Source organism: Lentzea sp. NPDC051208, assembly GCF_040682435.1.
GTDB lineage: Bacteria > Actinomycetota > Actinomycetes > Mycobacteriales > Pseudonocardiaceae > Lentzea > Lentzea kristufekii.
In genome coordinates this window covers 450,416-470,370 of the sequence record NZ_JBFBAW010000001.1, presented here as the reverse complement: position 1 = coordinate 470,370, position 19,955 = coordinate 450,416, and the positions used below count along the sequence as shown (strand labels likewise).

24 protein-coding genes are annotated in these 19,955 nt (G+C 71.2%); 11 read left to right on the top strand and 13 right to left on the bottom strand.

Annotated features, from left to right (window positions below; translation table 11 throughout):
• Positions 1-47 precede the first annotated feature (47 nt).
• From AB0M48_RS01975 to AB0M48_RS01965, 3 genes are read left to right on the top strand one after another with little or no spacing between them, the layout of a single operon-like run.
• Positions 48-374 (top strand): plasmid stabilization protein, encoded by a 327-nt coding sequence (locus AB0M48_RS01975; protein WP_363835397.1) that lies wholly within the window; start codon positions 48-50, stop codon positions 372-374.
• Entirely contained in the window at positions 352-1,038 is a 687-nt protein-coding gene (locus AB0M48_RS01970) for a hypothetical protein (protein ID WP_363835395.1), read from the top strand. Before AB0M48_RS01975 ends, AB0M48_RS01970 begins: the two co-directional genes overlap by 23 nt.
• Before the next feature lie 12 nt (positions 1,039-1,050).
• Entirely contained in the window at positions 1,051-1,605 is a 555-nt protein-coding gene (locus AB0M48_RS01965; RefSeq protein WP_363835393.1) for a hemerythrin domain-containing protein, read from the top strand.
• A gap of 70 nt (positions 1,606-1,675) precedes the next feature.
• Here the strand turns inward: AB0M48_RS01965 and AB0M48_RS01960 are convergent, their stop codons facing one another.
• From AB0M48_RS01960 to AB0M48_RS01945, 4 genes are read right to left on the bottom strand one after another with little or no spacing between them, the layout of a single operon-like run.
• Entirely contained in the window at positions 1,676-1,888 is a 213-nt protein-coding gene (locus tag AB0M48_RS01960; RefSeq protein WP_363835391.1) for a DUF3040 domain-containing protein, read from the bottom strand.
• A 34-nt stretch (positions 1,889-1,922) separates the two neighbouring features.
• The gene (locus tag AB0M48_RS01955) at positions 1,923-2,090 is read right to left on the bottom strand and encodes a hypothetical protein (RefSeq protein WP_319983989.1); all 168 of its coding nucleotides are present in this window, start codon (positions 2,088-2,090) and stop codon (positions 1,923-1,925) included.
• Between the two features lie 42 nt (positions 2,091-2,132).
• Positions 2,133-2,528 carry a tRNA (N6-threonylcarbamoyladenosine(37)-N6)-methyltransferase TrmO gene (gene tsaA, locus AB0M48_RS01950; RefSeq protein ID WP_363835388.1) on the bottom strand — a complete coding sequence of 132 codons (396 nt, stop codon included), beginning with the start codon at positions 2,526-2,528 and terminating at the stop codon, positions 2,133-2,135.
• Positions 2,528-3,925 carry a protein adenylyltransferase SelO gene (locus tag AB0M48_RS01945; RefSeq protein WP_363835386.1) on the bottom strand — a complete coding sequence of 466 codons (1,398 nt, stop codon included), beginning with the start codon at positions 3,923-3,925 and terminating at the stop codon, positions 2,528-2,530. The genes tsaA and AB0M48_RS01945 overlap by 1 nt, the downstream gene beginning before the upstream one ends.
• A 138-nt stretch (positions 3,926-4,063) precedes the next feature.
• On the opposite strand from AB0M48_RS01945, the gene AB0M48_RS01940 reads away from it, so the two are divergent.
• The 3 genes from AB0M48_RS01940 (at position 4,064) to AB0M48_RS01930 (ending at position 6,456) form a co-directional block, all read left to right on the top strand.
• The gene (locus tag AB0M48_RS01940) at positions 4,064-4,996 is read left to right on the top strand and encodes a hypothetical protein (protein WP_363835384.1); all 933 of its coding nucleotides are present in this window, start codon (positions 4,064-4,066) and stop codon (positions 4,994-4,996) included.
• 77 nt (positions 4,997-5,073) lie between these two features.
• The gene (locus tag AB0M48_RS01935; protein WP_363835382.1) at positions 5,074-5,520 is read left to right on the top strand and encodes a hypothetical protein; all 447 of its coding nucleotides are present in this window, start codon (positions 5,074-5,076) and stop codon (positions 5,518-5,520) included.
• 21 nt (positions 5,521-5,541) lie between these two features.
• The gene (locus AB0M48_RS01930; protein ID WP_363835380.1) at positions 5,542-6,456 is read left to right on the top strand and encodes a hypothetical protein; all 915 of its coding nucleotides are present in this window, start codon (positions 5,542-5,544) and stop codon (positions 6,454-6,456) included.
• On the opposite strand, the gene AB0M48_RS01925 is transcribed toward AB0M48_RS01930, so the two are convergent.
• Positions 6,419-6,802 carry an HNH endonuclease gene (locus AB0M48_RS01925; protein ID WP_363835378.1) on the bottom strand — a complete coding sequence of 128 codons (384 nt, stop codon included), beginning with the start codon at positions 6,800-6,802 and terminating at the stop codon, positions 6,419-6,421. The two genes, AB0M48_RS01930 and AB0M48_RS01925, sit on opposite strands and share 38 nt — an antisense overlap.
• The gene (locus AB0M48_RS01920) at positions 6,786-7,715 is read right to left on the bottom strand and encodes a LysR family transcriptional regulator (protein ID WP_363835375.1); all 930 of its coding nucleotides are present in this window, start codon (positions 7,713-7,715) and stop codon (positions 6,786-6,788) included. Before AB0M48_RS01920 ends, AB0M48_RS01925 begins: the two co-directional genes overlap by 17 nt.
• Before the next feature lie 109 nt (positions 7,716-7,824).
• Between AB0M48_RS01920 and AB0M48_RS01915 the strand changes: the two genes are divergently transcribed.
• Positions 7,825-8,808, top strand: a complete 984-nt coding sequence (locus tag AB0M48_RS01915; protein ID WP_363835373.1) for a TDT family transporter — start codon at positions 7,825-7,827, stop codon at positions 8,806-8,808.
• A gap of 12 nt (positions 8,809-8,820) precedes the next feature.
• Complete coding sequence (locus AB0M48_RS01910) at positions 8,821-10,209, top strand: hypothetical protein (protein ID WP_363835371.1); 1,389 nt, start codon at positions 8,821-8,823, stop codon at positions 10,207-10,209.
• On the opposite strand, the gene AB0M48_RS01905 is transcribed toward AB0M48_RS01910, so the two are convergent.
• Complete coding sequence (locus tag AB0M48_RS01905) at positions 10,175-11,869, bottom strand: hypothetical protein (RefSeq protein WP_363835369.1); 1,695 nt, start codon at positions 11,867-11,869, stop codon at positions 10,175-10,177. The genes AB0M48_RS01910 and AB0M48_RS01905 overlap by 35 nt on opposite strands.
• 53 nt (positions 11,870-11,922) lie before the next feature.
• Here AB0M48_RS01905 and AB0M48_RS01900 point away from each other — a divergent pair, with 53 nt between their 5' ends.
• Complete coding sequence (locus tag AB0M48_RS01900) at positions 11,923-14,949, top strand: CHAT domain-containing protein (protein ID WP_363835366.1); 3,027 nt, start codon at positions 11,923-11,925, stop codon at positions 14,947-14,949.
• Here the strand turns inward: AB0M48_RS01900 and AB0M48_RS01895 are convergent.
• Together AB0M48_RS01895 and AB0M48_RS01890 are read right to left on the bottom strand one after the other, a co-directional pair.
• Complete coding sequence (locus AB0M48_RS01895) at positions 14,934-15,866, bottom strand: hypothetical protein (protein ID WP_363835364.1); 933 nt, start codon at positions 15,864-15,866, stop codon at positions 14,934-14,936. The genes AB0M48_RS01900 and AB0M48_RS01895 overlap by 16 nt on opposite strands.
• On the bottom strand, positions 15,863-16,264 hold the full coding sequence (locus tag AB0M48_RS01890; protein WP_363835361.1) for a hypothetical protein: 402 nt from the start codon (positions 16,262-16,264) through the stop codon (positions 15,863-15,865). The genes AB0M48_RS01895 and AB0M48_RS01890 overlap by 4 nt, the downstream gene beginning before the upstream one ends.
• Positions 16,265-16,598: 334 nt before the next feature.
• On the opposite strand from AB0M48_RS01890, the gene AB0M48_RS01885 reads away from it, so the two are divergent.
• Together AB0M48_RS01885 and AB0M48_RS01880 are read left to right on the top strand one after the other, a co-directional pair.
• Positions 16,599-17,018, top strand: coding sequence for a DUF6292 family protein (locus AB0M48_RS01885; RefSeq protein ID WP_363835359.1), 420 nt, complete (start codon positions 16,599-16,601; stop codon positions 17,016-17,018).
• A gap of 112 nt (positions 17,019-17,130) precedes the next feature.
• Positions 17,131-17,406 (top strand): hypothetical protein, encoded by a 276-nt coding sequence (locus AB0M48_RS01880; RefSeq protein ID WP_363835356.1) that lies wholly within the window; start codon positions 17,131-17,133, stop codon positions 17,404-17,406.
• Between the two features lie 4 nt (positions 17,407-17,410).
• Here the strand turns inward: AB0M48_RS01880 and AB0M48_RS01875 are convergent, their stop codons facing one another.
• From AB0M48_RS01875 to AB0M48_RS01860, 4 genes are all read right to left on the bottom strand, one after another.
• Positions 17,411-17,575 carry a hypothetical protein gene (locus AB0M48_RS01875; RefSeq protein WP_319983973.1) on the bottom strand — a complete coding sequence of 55 codons (165 nt, stop codon included), beginning with the start codon at positions 17,573-17,575 and terminating at the stop codon, positions 17,411-17,413.
• Positions 17,572-17,889: a hypothetical protein gene (locus tag AB0M48_RS01870; protein WP_363835353.1), complete on the bottom strand. Its 318-nt coding sequence runs from the start codon at positions 17,887-17,889 to the stop codon at positions 17,572-17,574. The genes AB0M48_RS01875 and AB0M48_RS01870 overlap by 4 nt, the downstream gene beginning before the upstream one ends.
• Positions 17,890-17,932: 43 nt before the next feature.
• On the bottom strand, positions 17,933-18,058 hold the full coding sequence (locus AB0M48_RS01865) for a hypothetical protein (RefSeq protein ID WP_363835350.1): 126 nt from the start codon (positions 18,056-18,058) through the stop codon (positions 17,933-17,935).
• 80 nt (positions 18,059-18,138) lie between these two features.
• Positions 18,139-19,953, bottom strand: a complete 1,815-nt coding sequence (locus AB0M48_RS01860) for a ricin-type beta-trefoil lectin domain protein (RefSeq protein WP_363835348.1) — start codon at positions 19,951-19,953, stop codon at positions 18,139-18,141.
• Between the last annotated feature and the right edge of the window lie 2 nt (positions 19,954-19,955).

The window sequence follows — 19,955 nt, the reverse complement described above, 5'->3', positions numbered from 1 at the left end:
GTCCTGACCGGGGGTATTCGGGACCAGCATCGAGTCAGGAGGTCGTGATGCCCGCGGGATCGAGTGCGAAACGAGAACGCCAGTACGAGCACATCAAGGACTCCGCCGAGGACCGAGGCGCCTCGCCGAAGCGCGCGAAGGAGATCGCGGCGCGGACGGTGAACAAGAACCGGGCCCAGGCCGGTGAGTCGAAGACTGCGAGCAAGTCGTCCACTGAGGACATGTCACCGCAGAAGCGCGGCGGACAGCGGTCGGGCACCAACCGCCCGAAGGGCCTCACCAAGGAACAGCTCTACAGCGAGGCCAAGAAGAAGAACGTCAAGGGCCGCTCCACGATGACGAAGAAGGAACTTGCCCACGCGCTCGGACGCTGACGTGCCGGAAGTGGACAAGACGTCGGCGCTCACGATCCTCACGATGGAACACAACACGTTGCAGATGATCCGCACGGCGACGATCACCGACGCGACAGGACGAGCGGGCCACCTGCTGACGACGATCTCCGCGTCCATGATCGCTCTCGGGTTCGTCGCACAGGTGGTGCCGCGCACCGTGCTGCTCACGTTGCTGCTGGTCGTCTTCACCGCGCTGTTCCTGATCGGGCTCGCCACCCTGTTCCGCACGGTGGAGCTGACCATCGAGGACGTCCAGGCAGGTCTGGGGATCAACCGCATCAGGGCCGTCTACGCCGAACTCGAACCGTCCACAAGGGACGTGTTCGTCCGCCAGCTGCACGACGACACCCTGGGCGTTGAGGTCGACGCCGGCCAGACCGGCTGGCGCAACGCCCGGCGCCCACGCCTGATCGGCACCGCGCTGGGAGTCGCCGGACTCGTGAACCTCGTCAACGGACTCGTCGCCGGCGTGATCGCCGGTGCGGCCTCCGGGCTGCTCGGCACCACGCTGACCTGGTCGATCGTCATCGCCGTGGTCGTCGCCATCGCCGTGATCACCGCTTTCGGCGTCGCGCTCGGCCGAATCGGACGGCGCGGCATCGCGCCCATCTCCACGCGCTATCCGAGGAATCACCCGAACTGAAGGAGAACCACCATGCAGTACGACGTCGTCGACCTGATCATGCAGGACCACCGCGAGGTGGAGCGCCTGTTCGACGAGCTGAAGAACCACCCGGAGAAACGGCCGCTGCTCACCCCGGTGCTCTGCGGCCTGCTCGTCGCCCACAGCCGCGCCGAGGAGGGTGAGGTCTACCCGGTCGCCAAGGACGCGGGCGGGGAGGACGAGGTCGAGCACAGCCAGGAGGAGCACGCCGAGGCCGAGCAGCTGCTCGCCAAGCTCCTCGACACCGACTACGACTCGCCGCAGTACGAGAAGGCGCTGCAGGACGTCGTCGACTCCATCACCCACCACGTGGAGGAAGAGGAGAAGACCGTCCTGCCGGGCATGCGCCAGCGGCTCAGCGCGGAACGCCGCTACGAGCTCGGCGAGGCGTTCGCGCGCAGCCGCGCCGACCACCTCGGCGAGATGCCGGGTCAGGCCACGCGCGAGGAACTGCTCATGCAGGCCAAGAACCTGGGACTGGACAACGTGTCGAGCATGTCGAAGGAGCAGCTGCGCAAGGAGCTGCAGAAGGCGGCTTCCTCCTGAGCGTCTTCAGTGCACACGATGGCGGGGTCGCGGTGCAGTACCGCGGCCCCGTCCGTGCGTCTGGCGGCCGTCAGCCAGCCGATCCCTGTCGCTTCCTGAACGACAGCGCGGCCAGCGCGGCGACTGCGCGCTGACGAAGGTTCCTCTGCGAGAGGGGGCCTTCGCTCAGCGCGCGGGCCAGGTCCGGGTCGGAGACGCGCAGGTGGTTCCCGATGTCGACGAGCCGCTGATGTTCCTCTCGACTGAGCATGGTGTGCTCCAGAGTGAGGTCCGGCAGTGACACGACGCCTGTACCCGGTTTTTCGCCGTTCACACCACTAGATCGGCCTGGGTTCCGGCGGCAGCGGGTCGGGGTCCGGTCCGGGCGGGCGCAGGGGATCGGGATCCGGTCCTGGCGGCTGGGGCTGGTCGGGTCCGGTGGGGCGTGGCTGGTCGGGGCCCGGCGTGGTCGGCACGGGCTCCGCCGGCGGTACTGGTTGGCTCATGACGACGGGGTACCCGCCGGTCAAACCCCGCTCCCCGGCAGGTCAGCGTTCCGTCCCCAGCACCGGCTTGACGTCCACGATCGGCGTGCCGTCGACGGCCTCCAGGTGCGCCACCCGCACGCCGAGGCCGTCCACCGCCGTGATCCGGACGTGGTGCAGGCCGATGGGGTTCGGCCGGTCCGGCGACCGCGTGGAGAACACGCCTGTCTCCGGCCGGGCGGGGTCGCTGCGGGGATGCACGGCCAGCACCGACCTGTCGGCGCGGTCGAGCCAGGTGAGGACCAGGACCTCCTGGCCCGGTCGGAGTTCCCGCATCGCCCGTGCGTACTCGGGCGCGAACACGAGCAAGGCCTCGGGCGCGCCCTCGTCCGCCTGCTTGGGCGCGGCGGAGCGGTCGGTGAGGGGCGATTCGACGTGGCCGATCGGCTGCAGCTTCATCAAGTCCCGCAGTAGGTCCGGTAGGTGGCACTGAAGTCCTGCGGCGCAGGAGCCGCGAAGTATTCCAGGCCGGGCCGTTCGCCGAACGGGGAGGTAACCGCTTTCAGCAACCGGTCGAACGGACCCATGTCCCCGTCCGCCCCGGCTGCCAGCGCCTCCTCCACGAGGTGGTTGCGCGGCACGTAGACGGGGTTGACCCGGTCCATCGCCTCGCCGTCCGGCCCGAGCTCCCGCCAGCGCGCGAGCCACGCGTCGATGGCCGCGAGGTCCAGGAACAGGGAGCGGGCCGGTTCCGCGTCACCCCGGGCGGCCTTGCCGAGCAGGTGGAAGAACGACGTGAAGTCGACGTGGTTCTCGTGCATCAACGCGAGCAGGTCCTTGAGCAGGGGCAAGACGTCACCGGACACGCCGAGCTTCGCCCGCAGGCCGGCGATCCAGGCCTCCTCGAACTGCGCGTCGAACGTCCGCAGCGCCGCGAGAGCGAGCGAGACGGCCTCGTCCTGGTCGTCGGCGAACAGCGGCAGCAGGGCCTCGGCGAGACGGGCGAGGTTCCACTCGGCGATGATCGGCTGGTTGCCGTACGCGTAGCGGCCCTGATGGTCGATGGAGCTGTACTTCGTCGTCGGGTCGTAGGCCTCCATGAACGCGCACGGGCCGTAGTCGATGGTCTCGCCGGAGATCGTCATGTTGTCGGTGTTCATCACGCCGTGGATGAAGCCGACGAGCATCCACCGGGCGACCAGGGACGCCTGGGCGGCGACCACGTGCGAGAAGAACTCCAGGTAGGTGCTGCCGGGGTGGTGGCGGGCGATCGCGTGGTCGGCGAGGCGGCGCAGCAGGTCCAGGTCGCCGGTGTTGCGGGCGTACTGGAAGCTGCCGACGCGCAGGTGCGAGGCGGCGACCCTGGCCAGGACGGCGCCCGCCAGCGGTTCCTCGCGCTGGACGGCGTGGCCGGTGGAGACGACGGCCAGTGCTCGGGTCGTGGGGACGCCCAGGGCGTGCATGGCCTCGCTGACGACGTACTCCCGCAGCATCGGGCCGACGGCGGCCAGTCCGTCGCCGCCGCGGGCGAACGGGGTGCGGCCGGAACCCTTCAGGTGCAGGTCGCGCAGCCGCCCGTCGGTGTCGGTCAGTTCGCCGAGGAGCAACGCGCGCCCGTCGCCGAGCCGCGGTGAGTAGCCGCCGAACTGGTGACCGGCGTAGGCCTGGGCGACTCCGCGGCCGCTCACCAGAAAGGGCAGACCGTCAGCGCGCAGCCAGGCCGGGTCGAGGCCGAGTTCCTCCGCGAGTGGCTCGTTGAGTGCCAGGAGTTCCGGTTCCGGGACGGGCGTGGCCTCCCACGAGACCGCCATCTCCGGTACCGCGTCCGCGAAGTCGCTGCTCAGCCTGATGTTCACGCCTCCAACGGTACCGGGTGAGCTCCGCGGTGACTGTGACCGCGCTCTCACCTCGAACCCGGCTGAACCGTTCGGGGAGGCCGTACGTGATGGGGGGTGAACAGGTTGACGACAGTCCACTCAGGAATGAGAAAAACAATGCGTCGCAAGCAAGTCGGGTTCGTTGCTGCCCTTTTCGCGGTCGGTGTCGTCGCTCTGACGGCCTGCGGTCAGGGTGCCGCGCAGTCCGGTTCCCCTGCGCCTTCCCAGGAACAGGCCCAGGAGCAGAACGCGCCGGACGCGTCGGCGGAGACCGACCCGCAGTCCGGTGTGGACCTCGTGCGCGGATCAGCGAACTCCAACAAGGCCGACCAGAACACCGGTGACCGGGCTCCGGCCACCGCATCCCCTGAGGTCAAGCAGAAGTGGGTCGAGCTGCGCGTCGCCAACGCCGGCGGCCTGGAGCCCGCCGTCGTCAACGGGAAGGGACTCTCGGTCTACTGGTTCAGCGACGACCCGGTGAACGGCGGAGTGTCCAACTGCAACGGTGACTGCGCGAAGACGTGGCCGCCGGTCACGGTCGCCAAGGGCACCAAGCTCTTCTTCCCCGGCATCAAGCGGGAGAACATCGGCTTCGTCAAGCGCCAGGACGGCGCGACCCAGGTGACGATCGGCGGTCGCCCGATCTACCTGTTCAGCAAGGACGAGAAGGCCGGTGACATCAAGGGCCAGAACGTCGGCAACAAGTGGTTCGTCATCAACCCCGAGGGCAAGCGCGCCGTCGCTCCCGCCGAGGCCCCTGTCGCCCAGCCCGCTCCGCCGGCTCCCGGCGCCAAGCCCGCGAACGCGGTGACCTTCTTCTCCGGCAAGAACTTCGACGACTTCAACGGCGACAACTTCTCGACCCGCGTCAAGGTCGAGGCCAAGTGCGCCGACTTCCGCAGCGGCTTCAAGTCGCTCTCCCCGGACGGCGCGGTGAAGATCTGGTCCGAGCCGGGCTGCAAGGGCAAGTCCGCCGTGGTGAGCGAGGACGTCGTGGACACGGCCGCTGTCGGCATCCCGGACGGCGTGAAGTCCTACATCCGCCCGTGAACCTGATCGGGTGAACGACGAGGCCGCCAGAGCATCCCCGGCTCTGGCGGCCTTTTTGTCTCGCTACGCTGCTCGGCATGCGCTACTCCGCCATTGCGCTGGCTTTCCTCCTGCTCGGGTGCGGTGCCGGGACGTCGTCCCTGCCCAGGATCACCCCGGCCGTGACCTCGGCCACCGGCTCACCGCTGCCCGACCTGCAGCCCAGGCTCGACGCGATCGGCGTCCTGCTCACGGACTGCGCCGCCCGCCTGCGCGGCGAACCCGTCGCCCCGGCCGACAACTGCAGCCACGTCATGCCCGACGTGACAGGGGTGATCGACGAGGTCGAGAAGCAGGCAGCCAAGCTCCCGCCCGCGGGCCAGGCCGCGCTCTCCGACGTGCGCCGCCAGCTCGCCGAGATCGGGCCGTGCGAGCCGTGGTTCGCGGCTGGTGGGGTGAGCGAGGACGGGCAGCTCAACGCCCGCTGCAAGAAGGCGTGGGACGCGCTGTACAAGGGGTACAACGCCGTTCGCAACTCCGCTTAGGCCCGCTACTACAGTCTCCGCATGCTCGAGATCGTGGTGGAGACGGAGACCGGGGAGCGGCACGTGCGCGTGTCCGCCGAGACGCTGGCCGGTCTGGTGCGACGCATCGGCGGCGAGGGCGACCGGTTCCTGGTCCTCCAGCGGGTGCCCGACCTGCCCGGTGTGTTCGCGCAGATCTGGCACGAGAACGGTGGCGACTACTCGGTCGAGCACCGCGACGGTGGCGCCGACCGGCACTTCACGGCGACGGCCGGGCTCCACGGCACCATCGCGGCCCTCACCGGCTGGGCGCGCCAGGACGCCGGGTGGGACAGCGGTCTCACCTGGTCGCCGCTCGGCCTGCCACCCGAGCCCGCGGTGCCGCCGCTCGAGCTCGGTGCCGCCGACCGCGAGCTGCTGGAGGACCGCGTCCGCGAGGCGCTGACCGGTGGTTACTCCTCCCGCGCCCAGCTCGCGGAGCTCGCCGAGGAGTACCTCGTCACCGAGGACAGCCGGCCCGTGTCGCGGGAGCAGGCGGCGGCGCTCGTCGACCGGTTGTGGCTGGAGCGGGTCGCCGAACAGGCCACGTGGCGGGGCGAGACCGATCCCGAACGCCTCACCCGCGCGTTCGCCGCGCTGGAGCAGGCCGGCATCACGGCCCGCGAGAACTTCACCTGCTGCCGCAACTGCGGCCAGGCCGAGATCGGCGGCGAGAGCGCGCCGGGTGCGCGCGGCTTCGTCTACTTCCACAGCCAGTGCACGGACTCCGCCGCGGCCGGTCACGGGCTGACGCTGCTGTACGGCGGGTTCGACGGGTCGGCCGAGACCACGACGGCCATCGGTGACGAGATCGTCGCGGCGCTGGCGGCGGCAGGCCTTCAGACGAGGTGGGACCGCGATCCCGGCCGGTCCATCACCGTCACGCCTCTGGAGTGGCGACGGCGTCTGGTGGGGTGACGAAGCGGGCGGCCAGCTCGGCCGAGATCTCGTAGTGGCGCACCAGGAACGTGCGCTCGTCGAGCTTCTTGCGCCGCAGCCAGCCCGTCACCTCGGCGTTGCACTTGCTGGCGTTGCACGATCCGCACGCGGGTACGACGTTGCCCAGCGTGTAGCGACCGCCGCGGGAGATGGCCTGCACGCAGTCCTTCTGCAGCGAACCGGCGGGAGCCGCGCAGTACGCGCAACCGCCCCACGAGGTCTTGAGGGCGTCCCACTGCGCGTCCGTGAGGTCGTGGACGACGCGGGCCATGCGCTTCTTGCGCTTGCGCGCGGCGCGAACCTGTTTGCTACCGCCGGTCGGCACGGTGGGTGAGAGTACGCGTCGCGATGGTCAACAGGTCGGAGGCGGGTCCCCGGGGTGTCCGGCCGGACGGCCAGACCGCTCTCAGCGCGCGGTGCAGGTCCACGTCGCCGACCTCGACGCGGACGAGCGTGCGGGCGGCGAGGTCCGCGGCCACGGTGTGCAGGCTCAGCACGGCCGGGCCGATGCCCCCGATCGCGGCCGCCTTGATCGCGGTCGTCGACGACATCTCCAGCAGCGGCACCGCGGACTCGATGATGCCCGCGATCTCCAGCGCGTGCTCCCAGGCCTGCCGGGTGCCCGAACCGGACTCCCTGCTGACCATCGGCGTCGCGGCGGCCTTCGCGGCGGCGACCCGGCGGCGCCTGGCCCACGGATGGGCGGGTGCGACGACGAGGACGAGCTCGTCCGTGGCGACGACGCGGCTGGCCAGGCCCGCCGGCACGTCGGTGCTCTCGACGAACCCCAGGTCGGCCTTGCCCGCCAGCACCTGCTCGGCGACGTGCACCGAGTTGCCCGCGGACAGCACGGTGGCGGTGTCCGGGCTGACGGACCGCAGCGCGATCAGCCACGTCGGCAGCAGGTACTCGGCCACGGTGAGGCTCGCGGCGATCCTGAGGTGGCTCTGCCGGTCCGCGCGCAGGCTGGTGATGCCGGCGTCGAGGTCCGCCGCGCGGACGATCACCTGCGCCGCCCAGCCGGCCACGAGCTGACCCGCCGTGGTGAGCCGCGCGCCGCGCGAGGAGCGTTCCAGCAAGGTCACGCCGACGCGGGCCTCGAGCGTCCTGAGCCGCTCGCTGGCGCTGGGCTGCGACATGCCGTGCGCCTGGGCCGCCCGGCCGATGCTGCCCAGCTCGGCGACGCTCAGCAGGAGGTCGAAGCTGGTCAGGTCGGTGACCCTGGACGGGAGCGGCATAGGGGCAGCCTATGTCCACATCGGCGATTGGTGCCTACCGAGGCAGGCTCCGCGCGAGGATTGTCATGTCGTGACCGCTCTCGCACCTCGACCACACCGTGCCCCAGAGGTGCGACGAGCGGCGCCCTTCGGCCCGAACCTCTTCGCGTCCGTGATGGGGACGGGGATCGTCGCCACGGCCGGTGCCTCGATGCCCGGCCTGCACACCGCCGCCACGTACGTGTGGGCGCTGGACGCCACGCTGCTGGCCTTCCTCGTGGCCGCCGCCCTGCGGCGCTGGACGTGGACGACGGTGCGCGCCCAGCTCGCCGACCCCGTGATGGCCCAGTTCTGGGGCGCGCCGCCGATGGCGCTGATGACCGTCGGCACCGGAGCGCTGCTGCTCGGGAAGGACTGGATCGGGCTGCCCGCCGCACTGACCGTCGACTGGACACTGTGGACGCTCGGCACGGTGCTCGGGCTGGCGACGTCCGTGCTGGTGCCGCTGCGGATGATCGGCAGCGGCGAACGCGCGTTCGCCGGATGGCTGATGCCCGTGGTGCCGCCGATGGTGTCCGCCGCCTCCGGTGCCCTGCTGGCGCAGCACCTGCCGGAGGGCTCGTCGCGGCAGGCGATGGTGCTCGGCTGCTACGCGCTGTTCGGCGTCAGCCTGTTCGCGACGATGGTGATCGTGCCGCAGATCTGGCAGCGGCTGGTGCAGCACGGCCTGGGTGCCGCCTCGGCCGTGCCGACGCTGTGGATCGTGCTCGGGCCGCTGGGTCAGTCGATCACCGCGGCGAACCTGCTCGCGGGCGTGCACGTGGTGCCGGGTCAGACCGCGTTCGGCGTGTTGTACGGCACGATCACGTGGGGGTTCGCCCTGCTGTGGGTCGCGCTCGCGGCGGCCGTCACCGTGCGGACCGCGCGGCGCGGGCTGCCGTTCGCCCTGACGTGGTGGAGTTTCGTGTTCCCGCTCGGCACGCTGGTGACCGGTACGAGCGCGCTCGCGGTCCAGGTGCCGTCGGTGATGTTCTCTGGGGTGGCCGTGGTGTTGTACGGCGCGTTGGTGGCCGCGTGGGCCACGGTGGCCGTTCGGACGCTGTTGCAGCGGTAGAGTGTCCGGGATATGGGGGACTACTGCGCCAGCGAAGAAGATCCGAACGTCCGTTACGTCGTCATTCACGTTGACGGGCAACGGCTTCCGCTCGCCGTCGTGCGGCTGACCGGTGAGGCCGAGGAAGCCTTCACGCACGACCTGCGCTGGGAGCCGTCGGATCTGCTGAGCCGCGTTCCGTCCGAACCGGACTGGCAGGCCCGTGACGCGAACGCCGGTCAGGCCAACGGGTTCCTGGTCGAGATGACCAAGACGATCCGTGCGCGGGCGTACGAGTCGGAGCTGACCGACTACAAGTACTACGCGTCGTTCAAGCAGGCCCTCGGTGTGCTCGATCTGACCACTGTGGACCGCTTGATCCGCCGGCCGGAGGGCCAGGTCGAGGAGGAGTACGCCGGGCACGAGACGTGGGAGCCCAGCGACAAGCTCCACCGCATCGACTCCGGTCACGACGCGCACGAGGAGTACATCGCGCTGAGCCTCACCGAGGCGGCGTACGTCAAGCGGCTGGTCGACGCGCAGTGGGACCGCGGCTGTTCCCACCACGTCGTCCTGGTGGACGGCCTGCCGGTGGCCGCGGTCACCAAGGTGGTGGACGACCCGGAGGGTGAGCTCGCTGAGCTGGCCTTCACCGGTGAGCCGGAGCCGCAACCGTCACGACTGCTCGACCAGGCCACCCGCGAACCCCGCATGACCGCCGTGCGGACGTCCATGGCGAGCGTCGTCGAGACGATGGCGCGCCTCACCCTGCGCCGGCGGAACCGGCCGCGGGCGGAGGAGACCGCCGGGTACGCGGTTTTCCACCGGCTGAGCGACGTCCTCGACCTCGACTCGGCGTACGACGTCGTGCCGAAGCTCAAGCCCCGGCACGAGTTCTCCGTGCCGCTCGACAGGTCCGAGCGGGACGACCTCGCCGCGCGCCTGCGCGTCCGCAACGCCCGCCGCGCCGCCCAGCCCATCGGCGGCCACTTCTACTTCGCCGTCTTCCGGCGGCTGCGCGGGGTCACGAACCTCGACGACGCGTACTCGCTCCTCCGCGTCCCCGCTGACGGCTCCGAGCGGTGGGAGATGTTCCTGCGCGAAGGCCAGTGGCTGCGCACGGGCAAGCCGCGGGAGCTGATCACCCTGCCGCTCACCAGGTCCGGCCTCCAGCGCGTCACGCGCAAGATCACCTCGACGGAACCCCGCTTCGTCGAGATCCGTGACGAGCAGGGCCGGGTCGCGTTGCTGCGTCTCACCGGAAGCGTCGAGGAGGCCTCGCAGGGCTCCGGCTGGGTGCCGTCCGACTTGCTGGGGCGGTGGCAGGACGAACCCGGGTGGGTGATCTCCGCAGCGGAGTCCGCCGGCACCGAACCACATCCGCGGCTCAGTCAGGCGGAGGCGGAGCAGCTGACTCGCTGAGCGTCCGGTAGCGCTCGTGCAGCCGTTGCAGTGCCTGTTGTTCCGCCTCCAGGGCCGGAAGTTCCGCGAACCGCCGGGCGCGGCTGAGACAGAGCTTCAGGAACCGCAGTGAGCCGAGCAGGTCGGGAATCACCCACGTCTGCGATTCGCGGACGCAGCCGCGTTGGAGCGTGATCGTCCCCCGGATCGCGTTCTCGGCCTCGCTCCAGCGGTGCAGGTCGGCGAAGCAGAGGGCCAGCGCTCCCGTGGCGGTGGCGCACTTGGCGGCGTAGGCGGATGGGAACCGCTGCACCAGCGCGTACAGCACGCGGGTCGCGGTGAGGTAGCCCTCCAGCGCGTTGGCGTGATCACCGCGGGCGGCCAGGCGGTTCGAGAAGTTCAGCACGACCTGGGCGTACTGCGGGCCGTACGAGTCCGGGTCCTGCCGGTGCAGGTCCTGGATCAGCAGCAGCGCCTGCTGGCCGACGTCGAACGCGTCCTGGCCGGCCCGGTCCAGCGCGGTCGCGTGGATGTCGAGGGCGGCGACGTAGCGCGGGAGGTGCCGGGCGGGGTCGCGGTCGGCCAGCTCGCGCAACAGCGCGACCGACTCGGCGGCGAACTCGGCCGCGCGGCCGGGCTCCCCGGTGTGCACCGCGCACGCGAGGCCCAGTGCGGCGGCCTGGTCGCTGGGTTGTAGTTCGCGGGAGAGTTCGAGGACTTCGAGCGACACGGCGGCGGCCCTGGCGTGGTCCTGCACGGCGTCGTTGCTCGTGACGACGCATTGCAGCGCGTCGAAGAGGAGGATCTCGTGGCCCAGGCCACGAGCGATGGCCACGGCCTCGTCCGCCTTCTGCCGGGCGTACCAGTGGTGGCCGAGAGCCGCGGACGCCTGGCACAGCACGACCAGCGCCCTGACTCGCAGCTCCGGTGGACCGGCGTTCCCGGCGGCACGAAGGGCGAACGCGGCGGCGTCGTCCGGCCGATGGCCGTCGAGCATCCGGACGGCGAGCTCGATGTCGATCAGGGCGGAGGGCTCGTGCTCCGGATCGGGTTCGGTGGCCTCACCTCGGCGGGTGATGAGGTCCAGCGCGACCTCGGCGGCGGCAGAAGCCAGCCGGGTGTCGTGCCGGGGCAGGCTGAGATAGGTGTCGAGGGCCGTCTCGTCGCTCACGACCGGAAAGGCCTGTCGCAGCAGCGCGATGAGCCGTGCGGTGTCGGTGACCGACGCCGACGCCCGCGCCAGTGCGGGCAGGTAGTCGTCCGGGGTGTCCGTCAAAGCCTGTGACAGAGCCAGATCGGCGGCCTGCGCGGCGACGTCTCCCGTCCCGCAGAGCCGGAACAGTGCTTCCAGTGCGTGCGGGCGGTCGGCCGGAGCGACGGCGCGCAGGGCGTCGGCCAGCACGTCGGCGCCCCTGTCCGCTTCCCCGTAGGCGTTCAACGCTTCGCGCACCAGCTCGTCGCCCGGCTCCGCCGGCGCGAGCACTTCGGCGGTGCGGTGGACGTCGTACCTCCGGGCGGCGAAACCCGGCAGCGCGGTGAGCAGCGCTTCGGCCGATCGCCTGTCGCGGAAGGGGAACAGGGCGGGCAACGCCAGCGTCAGCGCCAGCGTGATCGGGTCGTCGGCGAAGCCCAGCCCGGCGTCGCGGACCTTCTCGCGCCAGCGTTCCAGCTCCTCCGGCATGGGATCATGTAACCAGTTCTCGTGCGTGCGGGAGTGCCGATCGGGGGATGCCGGTGGAACCGTTGGCGCGTCTGGCGGAACGGCTCTGGCGGTTCACCGCGGGCGGCGATCCGGGTCCCCTGCTGGAGGACGCCGCGGTCGACGAGGCCCAGGCGGTCATCCAGGTCGCGCTGCGGACCGGCCCCGGCGGGGACGAGGTGCTCGACCGCGAGGCGGTCGCGGTCGTGGCGCTGGTGCACTGGTGCAGGTACACCGTGCTGCCGAAGGGGAAGTGCGAGGGCGACTACCTGTACAGCCGCTCCCTGGCGCAGGCCGCCGGCTTCGACCACCCCGACCAGATCACCGTCGGGCTGAAGTCCGGGGGAGAGGTCGCCGGGCTCGACACCGTGCAGGTCGTCGCCGAGTGGGCGCGCCAGGTCGCCGCGCGGTTCGACGCGTCCGGTGACCAGGAGGTGCTGGACTCGACGGTCGACCACCTGCGCGCCCGGATCGCGGTGCGGCCCGATCCCCGGTTGCTCGACGCGTTCGTCTCGCTGGTGTACCGGCAGTTCCTCGCCCGGCCGGACCGGGTGTGGCTGCTGGAGGAAGCGGTCGCCACCGCCCGCCGCGTGCTCGCGCTGACGCCCGAGGACGACCCGCTGCGTGATGCCCGCACGTACGCGTTCGGTGCGGTGCTGGACGCCCGGACCAGGATCTCGCCGCCCGGCGAGGCCGTGGAGTCGTTGCGCGCACTGGTGTCCCGGACCGCGGACGACGACCCGGCCCTGCCCGACTACCTGCTCGCGCTGGGCAGGGGCCTGACGGACGCCGACGAGACGTACGCGGTGCTGTCCAGGGCGATGGAGGTGAGCCCTGAGCCCGGACTGGAGTTGCTCGTGCGGTACGTCGGCGTGCTGCCGTCCCGCGAGCCGGAGAAGGTGCTCGACGTGCGGCGGGCGATCGTCGCCCGGATGCCCGCCGACCACCCCGATCGGCCCATGCACGTGGTGGCGCTGGCGGATCTGCTGTGCCTGGCCGGCCACCCCGACGAGGCGATCGGGATGCTGCGTTCCGCGAACGTCGAGGGGCCCTGGCGGGCGCGGGCGCTGTCGGTGCTGAGCAGCGCCTTCGGCGCGCGGTTCGAGAAGCGGGGCGACGTGGCGGACCTGGACGACGCCGTCGCGCACGCCCGCGAGGCCGAAGGCATGGGCGTCCACGTGACGGACCAGGCCACGCTGGGGCTGGCTCTGCTGCGCCGGTTCGAGCACCTGCGCGTCCGCGCGGACGTGGAGGAGGCGGTGCGGCATCTGCGTGAGGTCGTGGCCCGCGCGCCGGAGGACTACCCGGAGCGGTCGTCGTGGCTGTCGAACCTCGCGGCGGCGCTGGCGTTCCAGGGCCCGGAGAACGTGGACGAGGCGGTGGACCTGCAGCGAGCCGCGTTGCCGGGAGCGGTGAACCGGGGCGAGGCGTTGTCGGGACTGGCCGTGGCGCTGGTCCGGCGCGGCAGGCTCGCGGATCTGGACGAGGCCGTCACGCTCCTGCGCGAGGCCGTCGAGACGGCGCCGACCCCTGTGCGGCTGTGCAACCTGGGCGAGGCTCTCCGCGTGAACGCCGAGCGCCGCAACGATCCCGCGTTGCTGAACGAGGCCGTCGGGGTGCAACGGGAAGCGCTGGAGCGGTGCGCGGAGGGAGCACCCGAACGCGCGTGGATGCTGGGGAGTCTGGCCTCGTCGTTGCTGGACAGGTTCGCCCGCACGCACCATCCCCGGGATCGCGGCGACGCCGTGACCGCCCTGCGCGCGGCCGTGGACCACACTCCGGCGCCGGTGACCGAACGCAGCGGGTCGGCGATGCGGCTGGGCCGACTGGGGGCGGAGATCGGGGACGCGGAGGCGGCACTGGCCGGCTTCGGCGGCGTGGTCGACCTGCTGCCCCGGCTCGCCGCGGGGGAACTGCTCGGCAGCTGGCAGTCGCTGGGCAACGACGCCGCGGCGTGGGCGGTGTCGGCGGGCAGGCCGGACCGCGCGCTCGACCTGGTCGAGCGGAGCCGCCTGCTCCTGTCGGGCGGGGGAGAGGTGTCGCTGGACGTCGGCGACCGGACCGTCGTCGTGATCAACGTCAGCCGGTACCGCTGCGACGCGCTGCTGGCCGGTCCTGGAGGAGTGCGCGCGGTTCCGCTGGCAGAACTGGACCACGCCGAGGTGGCCGCGCGGGCCCACGTGTTCCTGGGCGCCCAGGCGAGACTGGAGTCGTGCTCGCTGCCGTTGCCGGAGAAGGCCACGCTGGTCGGCCAGGTGCGGGAGACGCTCGACTGGCTGTGGCGGACGGTCGTGTCGCCCGTGCTGGACGCGCTCGGCCCGCTGCCGTCCCGGATCTGGTGGAGCCCGACGAGGCTGCTGTCGGTGCTGCCGTTGCACGCGGCCGGCGCCCTCGGTGGCGAATCGGTGCTGGACCGGGTGGTGTCGTCCTACGCGGGCAGCCTGCGGATGTTCGCGCGCGAAGGCCTGGAACGGCCCTGTCGCCGCGTTCTCGTGGTGGCCGTGCCGGAAGCGCACGGGCTGCCGGCGTTGCTGGGAGTGGACGACGAGGTCCGTGCGGTCCGGCAGGTCACCACTCCCACTGTCCTGAGAGGATCAGAAGCGACACTTGCGGCTGTCACGGCCGCTCTTGCGGAGCACGACGTCGCACACTTCGCCTGCCACGCCACCCAGAGTCTCGTCGATCCGGTCGAGTCCGGCATCGTGCTGCACGACGGCAGGCTCGGCCTCGCCGCGATCGCCGCCGTGCCGGGCGGCGCGCACCTGGCGTTCCTGTCGGCGTGCCGCACCGGCGTGGGCGCGGTGGACCTGCCCGACGAGGCGCTGCACGTGGCGGCGGGCTTCCAGGCGGCGGGTTTCCGGCACGTCGTGGGCACGCTCTGGTCGGTCGAGGACCAGTCCGCGGCGGAGTTCACGGCGGCGGTGTACGCGCGGCTGAACGACGGCACGGGACTGGATCCGGCGCGCACGGCGGTCGCGGTGCACGAAGCGACTCTGTCGGCACGCGAGGAAGACCCGTACGACCCGATGCGGTGGGCCCAGTGGTTTCACTCGGGGCCCTGATCCTCCGGTGCCTCGTGCCGGTACTCGAACTTCACAGGCGTGCCCTGCCGCCAGAACGCCGACAGCCGCCGGTTGTCCTGCTTCTCGGCCTCGATGTCGGCGGGCAACGGCAGGTGCAGCGCCTGGTACAGGTCGAACCGGTGCAGGTCGAACGCGGCCTCGACCGCCTCGCCGTACGCCAGCGCCGCCTGCACGCACCCGCGATAGGCCAGCCGTGCCGCGAGCAGCAGCCCGAGCGGCAGCAGCAACCACCAGCCCGTCCGGTGCAGCAGCGCCGCGCTGACCACCGCCGTCAGACCGAGCGTGACCGACAACCGGGCCGCGAGGTCCATGCTGTCGCGCCGGTCCGCGACCACCGCGCGCACCTGCTCGCCCAGCACCGGGTACAGCCGCGGCCACACCACCACGGCGTCGAGCCCGTACGGGCGACCGGCCTGGTCCTCCATCGCCGTCAGCACGTTGCCCAGCGCGGTCGGCCGCACGAGGTGTTCGGCGTGCGGGAACCGCCGGCGCAGCAGGTCGGCGGACTGCCCGGCCCGTTGCACCTCGGCGGGCTCCTCCGACGAGACCTCCGCCGAGCGAGCCAGTCGCGCCCGCCGCTTCCGCTGCCACCAGCGGAACGGCCCCGCGGTGAAGCGCGGCCACGCCCCCTCCAGCAACCGGACGAGCGCGAGCTGCAACGGTTGCACGAGCAGGGAGAGCAGCGTCACCGCGAGAACGAGGACGAACACCTCGCCGGCACCGACCTTGCCCGCGGTGCGCCAGGCCGCGCCGAAGTCCAGCCGCGGACCGGGAGCGCCCGCCCACACCAGCACGAGCACGCAGACCGCGCCCGCCGCCGTGGGCAGGTAGTTCACCAGGACGAACCGGCCCGACATCGCGTCGTTGAGCGGGCGGGCGAGCTGTTCGAACTTCATGCCCGCAACTCCATCGCCCCGTGCTCCGGACAGCCGGGCAGATCCCGGTCGTCGTAGGTGAGGCGCACCGCCCGCCGGTCGCACTGAGGGCAGGCGAAGCGAAGCAGCTCGAACCGGGTGGAGACGCCGGGCTGCGCGGCCCGGTCGGACTCGCCCAGCCGGTGCAGCGGCTCGCCGGACCGCCGCGCGAACCACGCGCGCGTGCAGGCACCGATCGGCCGGCCGCCGACGGCGATGGTCACCTGGTCCAGGTCTTCTTCGGCGCGGTACAGCACGACGAGCGCCTCCGCGACCGCGGCCGGTGCCACCTCCGCGTCGCCGACGTCGAGCACGGTGCGCCCGTCCGCCCGCGCCCGCGGGTCCAGGAAGTACCCGAACTGCGCTCGTCCCGCGTCCATGCCGACGATCTTGGCAGACCACACCCTCCGGACGCGCCTGCTTCCGCGAGGTAGAGCTCTCCTGCTGTTCCGCGCCGCACGCGGGCCCCTTTCGTACTGTCATGCCGCACGAAAGCGCCCCGCGGGCGGTTGAAGCACGGCGCGAATGAGGTGACGTGCTACTGGTAGAGCGACTTCAACGGCGAACTCGCGGCGCGGCGGACCAGGGCCTGATCCGACACCTCACCGTACGAACGTTCTGAGAAGCGTTTGGCCGACACCCCGCGTGGGTATCCGACCTGGGCATGACTGGGTGTGTACGGCTGACGGAGGCACGGCTCGCATGGACCGCGACATGACGATCGACTTCGGCTTCGACTTTCCCTTCGACATCGACTTCGACGACTCGGCGGCGCTGGAGGTCCAGCGCTACGTCCGCGACGTCGTCTCCGAGCTCGGACTGCGCGGCGACAGCTCGTGCGTCGAGATGACGCCGCGGGTTAGTGCGTACGTGGCGCTGGACGGGCGCCTGCCCGACTTCCCCGATCACTACGTGGCTCTGGTGTGGCACGAGCAGAGCGGCTGGTCGGTGGCGGTCGAGGACCGGCTGGGCGAGCTGGTGGACGTGGCCAGGCTCGACGGTGACCCGCGCCCGGCGCCGGCCGCGGTGGCCGCGTGGGTCGACCGCGTGCTGCACCAGGAGCAGGTGCGGGAGCAGGTCAACCGCGACTTCGCCGCCTTCGTGCCGGTGCAGCGCGCCAACGTCCTGTCGTAGCCGCGCTCGAAAAGCTGCCGATCGGTGGTTTGGCCGCTGGACGGCGCGGGTAGCCGGTGGCGCGTCAAGCAGTCGGCGCGCCCTGATCCCGACTGTCGGCAAGGCGGAGCACATGAACACCAACGCATTCGACCGGGCCATCTGCGACGCGCTCGTCCTCCTGCGCACCACGGCCGGAGCGGATCTCGCCGAGCAGGCGGAGCAGGCGCGGAAGTGCCTGGCGCAAGCCGTGATGAACGCACCGGACGTGCCCGCGCGGGCGTTGGAGCACGTCGCCGCCGCCGATGAGCACCTGGAGTACGGCGAGCTCATGGAAGCGCGGATGATGCTCACCGCGGCGCGCGGGTTCCTGCCCGGCAGGCGGGCCGTCGTACCGGCCCGCGCGTGACGCCCTACTGGTCCATGCCGCCCTCGTCGTGAGGCTCTGACTCGTCGCGTCCCCGGTGCGGTCCGCCGGGGTTCTCGTCGGCGTAGGTGGGTCTGGTGTGCTCGCCGCCGATGTCGGCGTCCTCCAGTTCGCTCTCCGCCGTCACGCGGTCGGGTTCCGGCGTGCTCATCGCCATTCCTCCTGCCAGTCGTGGTGGGTGTCGTAGGCCTCGGCGAGCAGGCGCAGCAACGCCCCGTCTTCGCTGTTCTCGACCTCGGTGCGGAGCTGGGTGAGCTTCTCGGGGAACGGCACGGGGTTCCGTTCCTCCGCCGCCTGGATCGGACCGGGCAGCAGGAGCAGGCCGGAGCCGTCGTCGGAGCGCGTGATGCGCAGCCTGCCCCGGCCCTCGGCCTCGTCGAGCAGCGGCAACTCGTCTCGTGCCAGGCGCTGTTCGTCCTCGGTCAGCCGATCGAGGACGAAGCGCCGGAGTTCCTCGTTGTTCATGGACCGGGGGTATCCACTGGACGGCCGGCCATGCCGGCCGCGCTCAGTCCGGCGGCTCGCTCTTGTCGTCGGTCGTCTCCTGCGTGACTTCGGGCTCCTCGGTCTCCAGGTCGTCGAGGCTCGGGGTGCCCGGCGAGTGGGGTGCTTCCGGGTTGACGGGATCGGTCATGTCTCGCGGTTACCCGCGCCGCCCGGCCTCAAGCACCGGAACGGGAAGGCCGGTGTGCCGGACACCGGCCTTCCGCTCGGTCACGCGGGCACGGTCCACCGCTGGTTGGCCCCGCCCGTGCAGGACCAGATCTGCAGCTTCGCGCCGTCGGCAGTGTTGTTGCCGATGACGTCCAGGCACTTGTTGCTGCCGACGTTCACCAACGTGCCGCCGGAGGCCGTCCACCTCTGGTTGGGCCCGCCGAAGCAGTCCCAGAGCTGGACCGGCGCACCGTCCGCCGTCCCGTTGCCGGTCACGTCGAGGCACTTGCCGAGGCCGCGCACGGTGCCGTCCGCCTGCAGGGTCCACGTCTGGTTCGGGCCGCCGAAGCAGGTCCACATCTGCGGCAGGGTGCCGTTCGCGGTCGAGCCGTCGGTGACGTCGAGGCACTTGCCGCTCAGGCCCGTGATGGCGCCGGTGCGCCCGCCGGGCTGGCCGGGGTCGAGCGTGCCGGGCCACGTGAACGTCGCCATCGCGCCGGCCGGGAGGTGGTAGCCGAACGTCTGGCCGTTGTACGAGACGCGGAAGTCCTGCTGCCCGCCCGTGTTCAGGGCGACCAGCACGATCTGGCCGTTCGGGTTGCGGAAGGCGACGTTCTGCACGCCACCCTCGCCGAAGCCGGTCGAGTCGATGCGGACGGCACCGGGCTGCACGAACTTCGACAGGTGGCCGAGGACGTAGTACTCGGCGTTGTAGGTGACGTTCCCGCCGTTGGTCGTGACGACGCCCGTGCAGTTGGTGCAGCTGCCGATCACCGGACCGTTGTTCTGGTCCAGCGCCATGTTCCAGATGGCGACGGTCCGCGCGTGGTTGCGCGTGGCACCGATCGCCAGGTTCATGCCCTGCCAGCGCAACGTGTCGCGGAACGTCGCGGCGTCGTCGGCCGACCTCGTGCCGGAGCACTCGGTGAAGAAGACGTCCTTGCCGGGCTGGTTGTTCTTCACGACGGACTGCCGGCCGGGGTCACCGCCGTAGCAGTGCCACGCGGACCCGATCACGTTGCCGCCCGCGCCGTTGTTGACGGTCTGCGCGTAGTCGACGTTGTCCCAGTTGTGGTCGTAACCCAGCAGACGGGCCTGCTCGCCGGCGGCGCGCAGCTTCGGCACCAGGGTGTTGATGACGTTGACCTGCTGCTGCGGCGACATGTACATGCCCGGATAACCCGGCGGCTCGAAGAGCGGCTCGTTCTGCACGCTCATGTAGTCGATCGGGATGCCCGCGGCCTTGTACGCCTGGGCGAACTTGACCAGGTAGTCGGCGTAGACCCCGATGCGGCTGTCGTCGAGCGAACCCCGGATGAGGTTGTTGTTGTTCTTCATCCAGGCCGGCGCGCTCCACGGCGTCGCCATCACGGCGAGCTGCGGGTTGATCTGCTTGGCCTGCTGCAACAGCGGCAGGATGTACGGCCTGTCGTGGTCGATCGAGAACCGCGACAGCGACGGGTCCGCCGCGCCGTCGTTGTAGGTGTAGAAGCTCCTGGAGAAGTCGGTCGCGCCGATCGGCTGGCGGAGGAAGCTCATGCCGATGCCGGTGTTCTTGTCGAACAGGTTGGTCATGATCTCGTTGCGGCGCGGTGAGTTGAAGATGTTCCACGCCGCCGCGTCCGTGAACGACGCACCGAAGCCCACCATCGACTGGTAGGTGGAGTTCGGGTTCACGGTGATCGTCGACCCGGTGCCACCCGAGCCGAACGTCACGTCCGCCTTCCTGGTCAGTGCGTTCGACTTGTCGGCGGTGGTCAGCCACACGCTCGCGTTGGTCGCCGCGGTGGCGGCGGGGGAGACCAGTGTGCTTCCCGCCGTCACCACGACGGCCGCGATCGCGATGCCGCGCCAGCGTTGTGTCGCCTTTGACATAA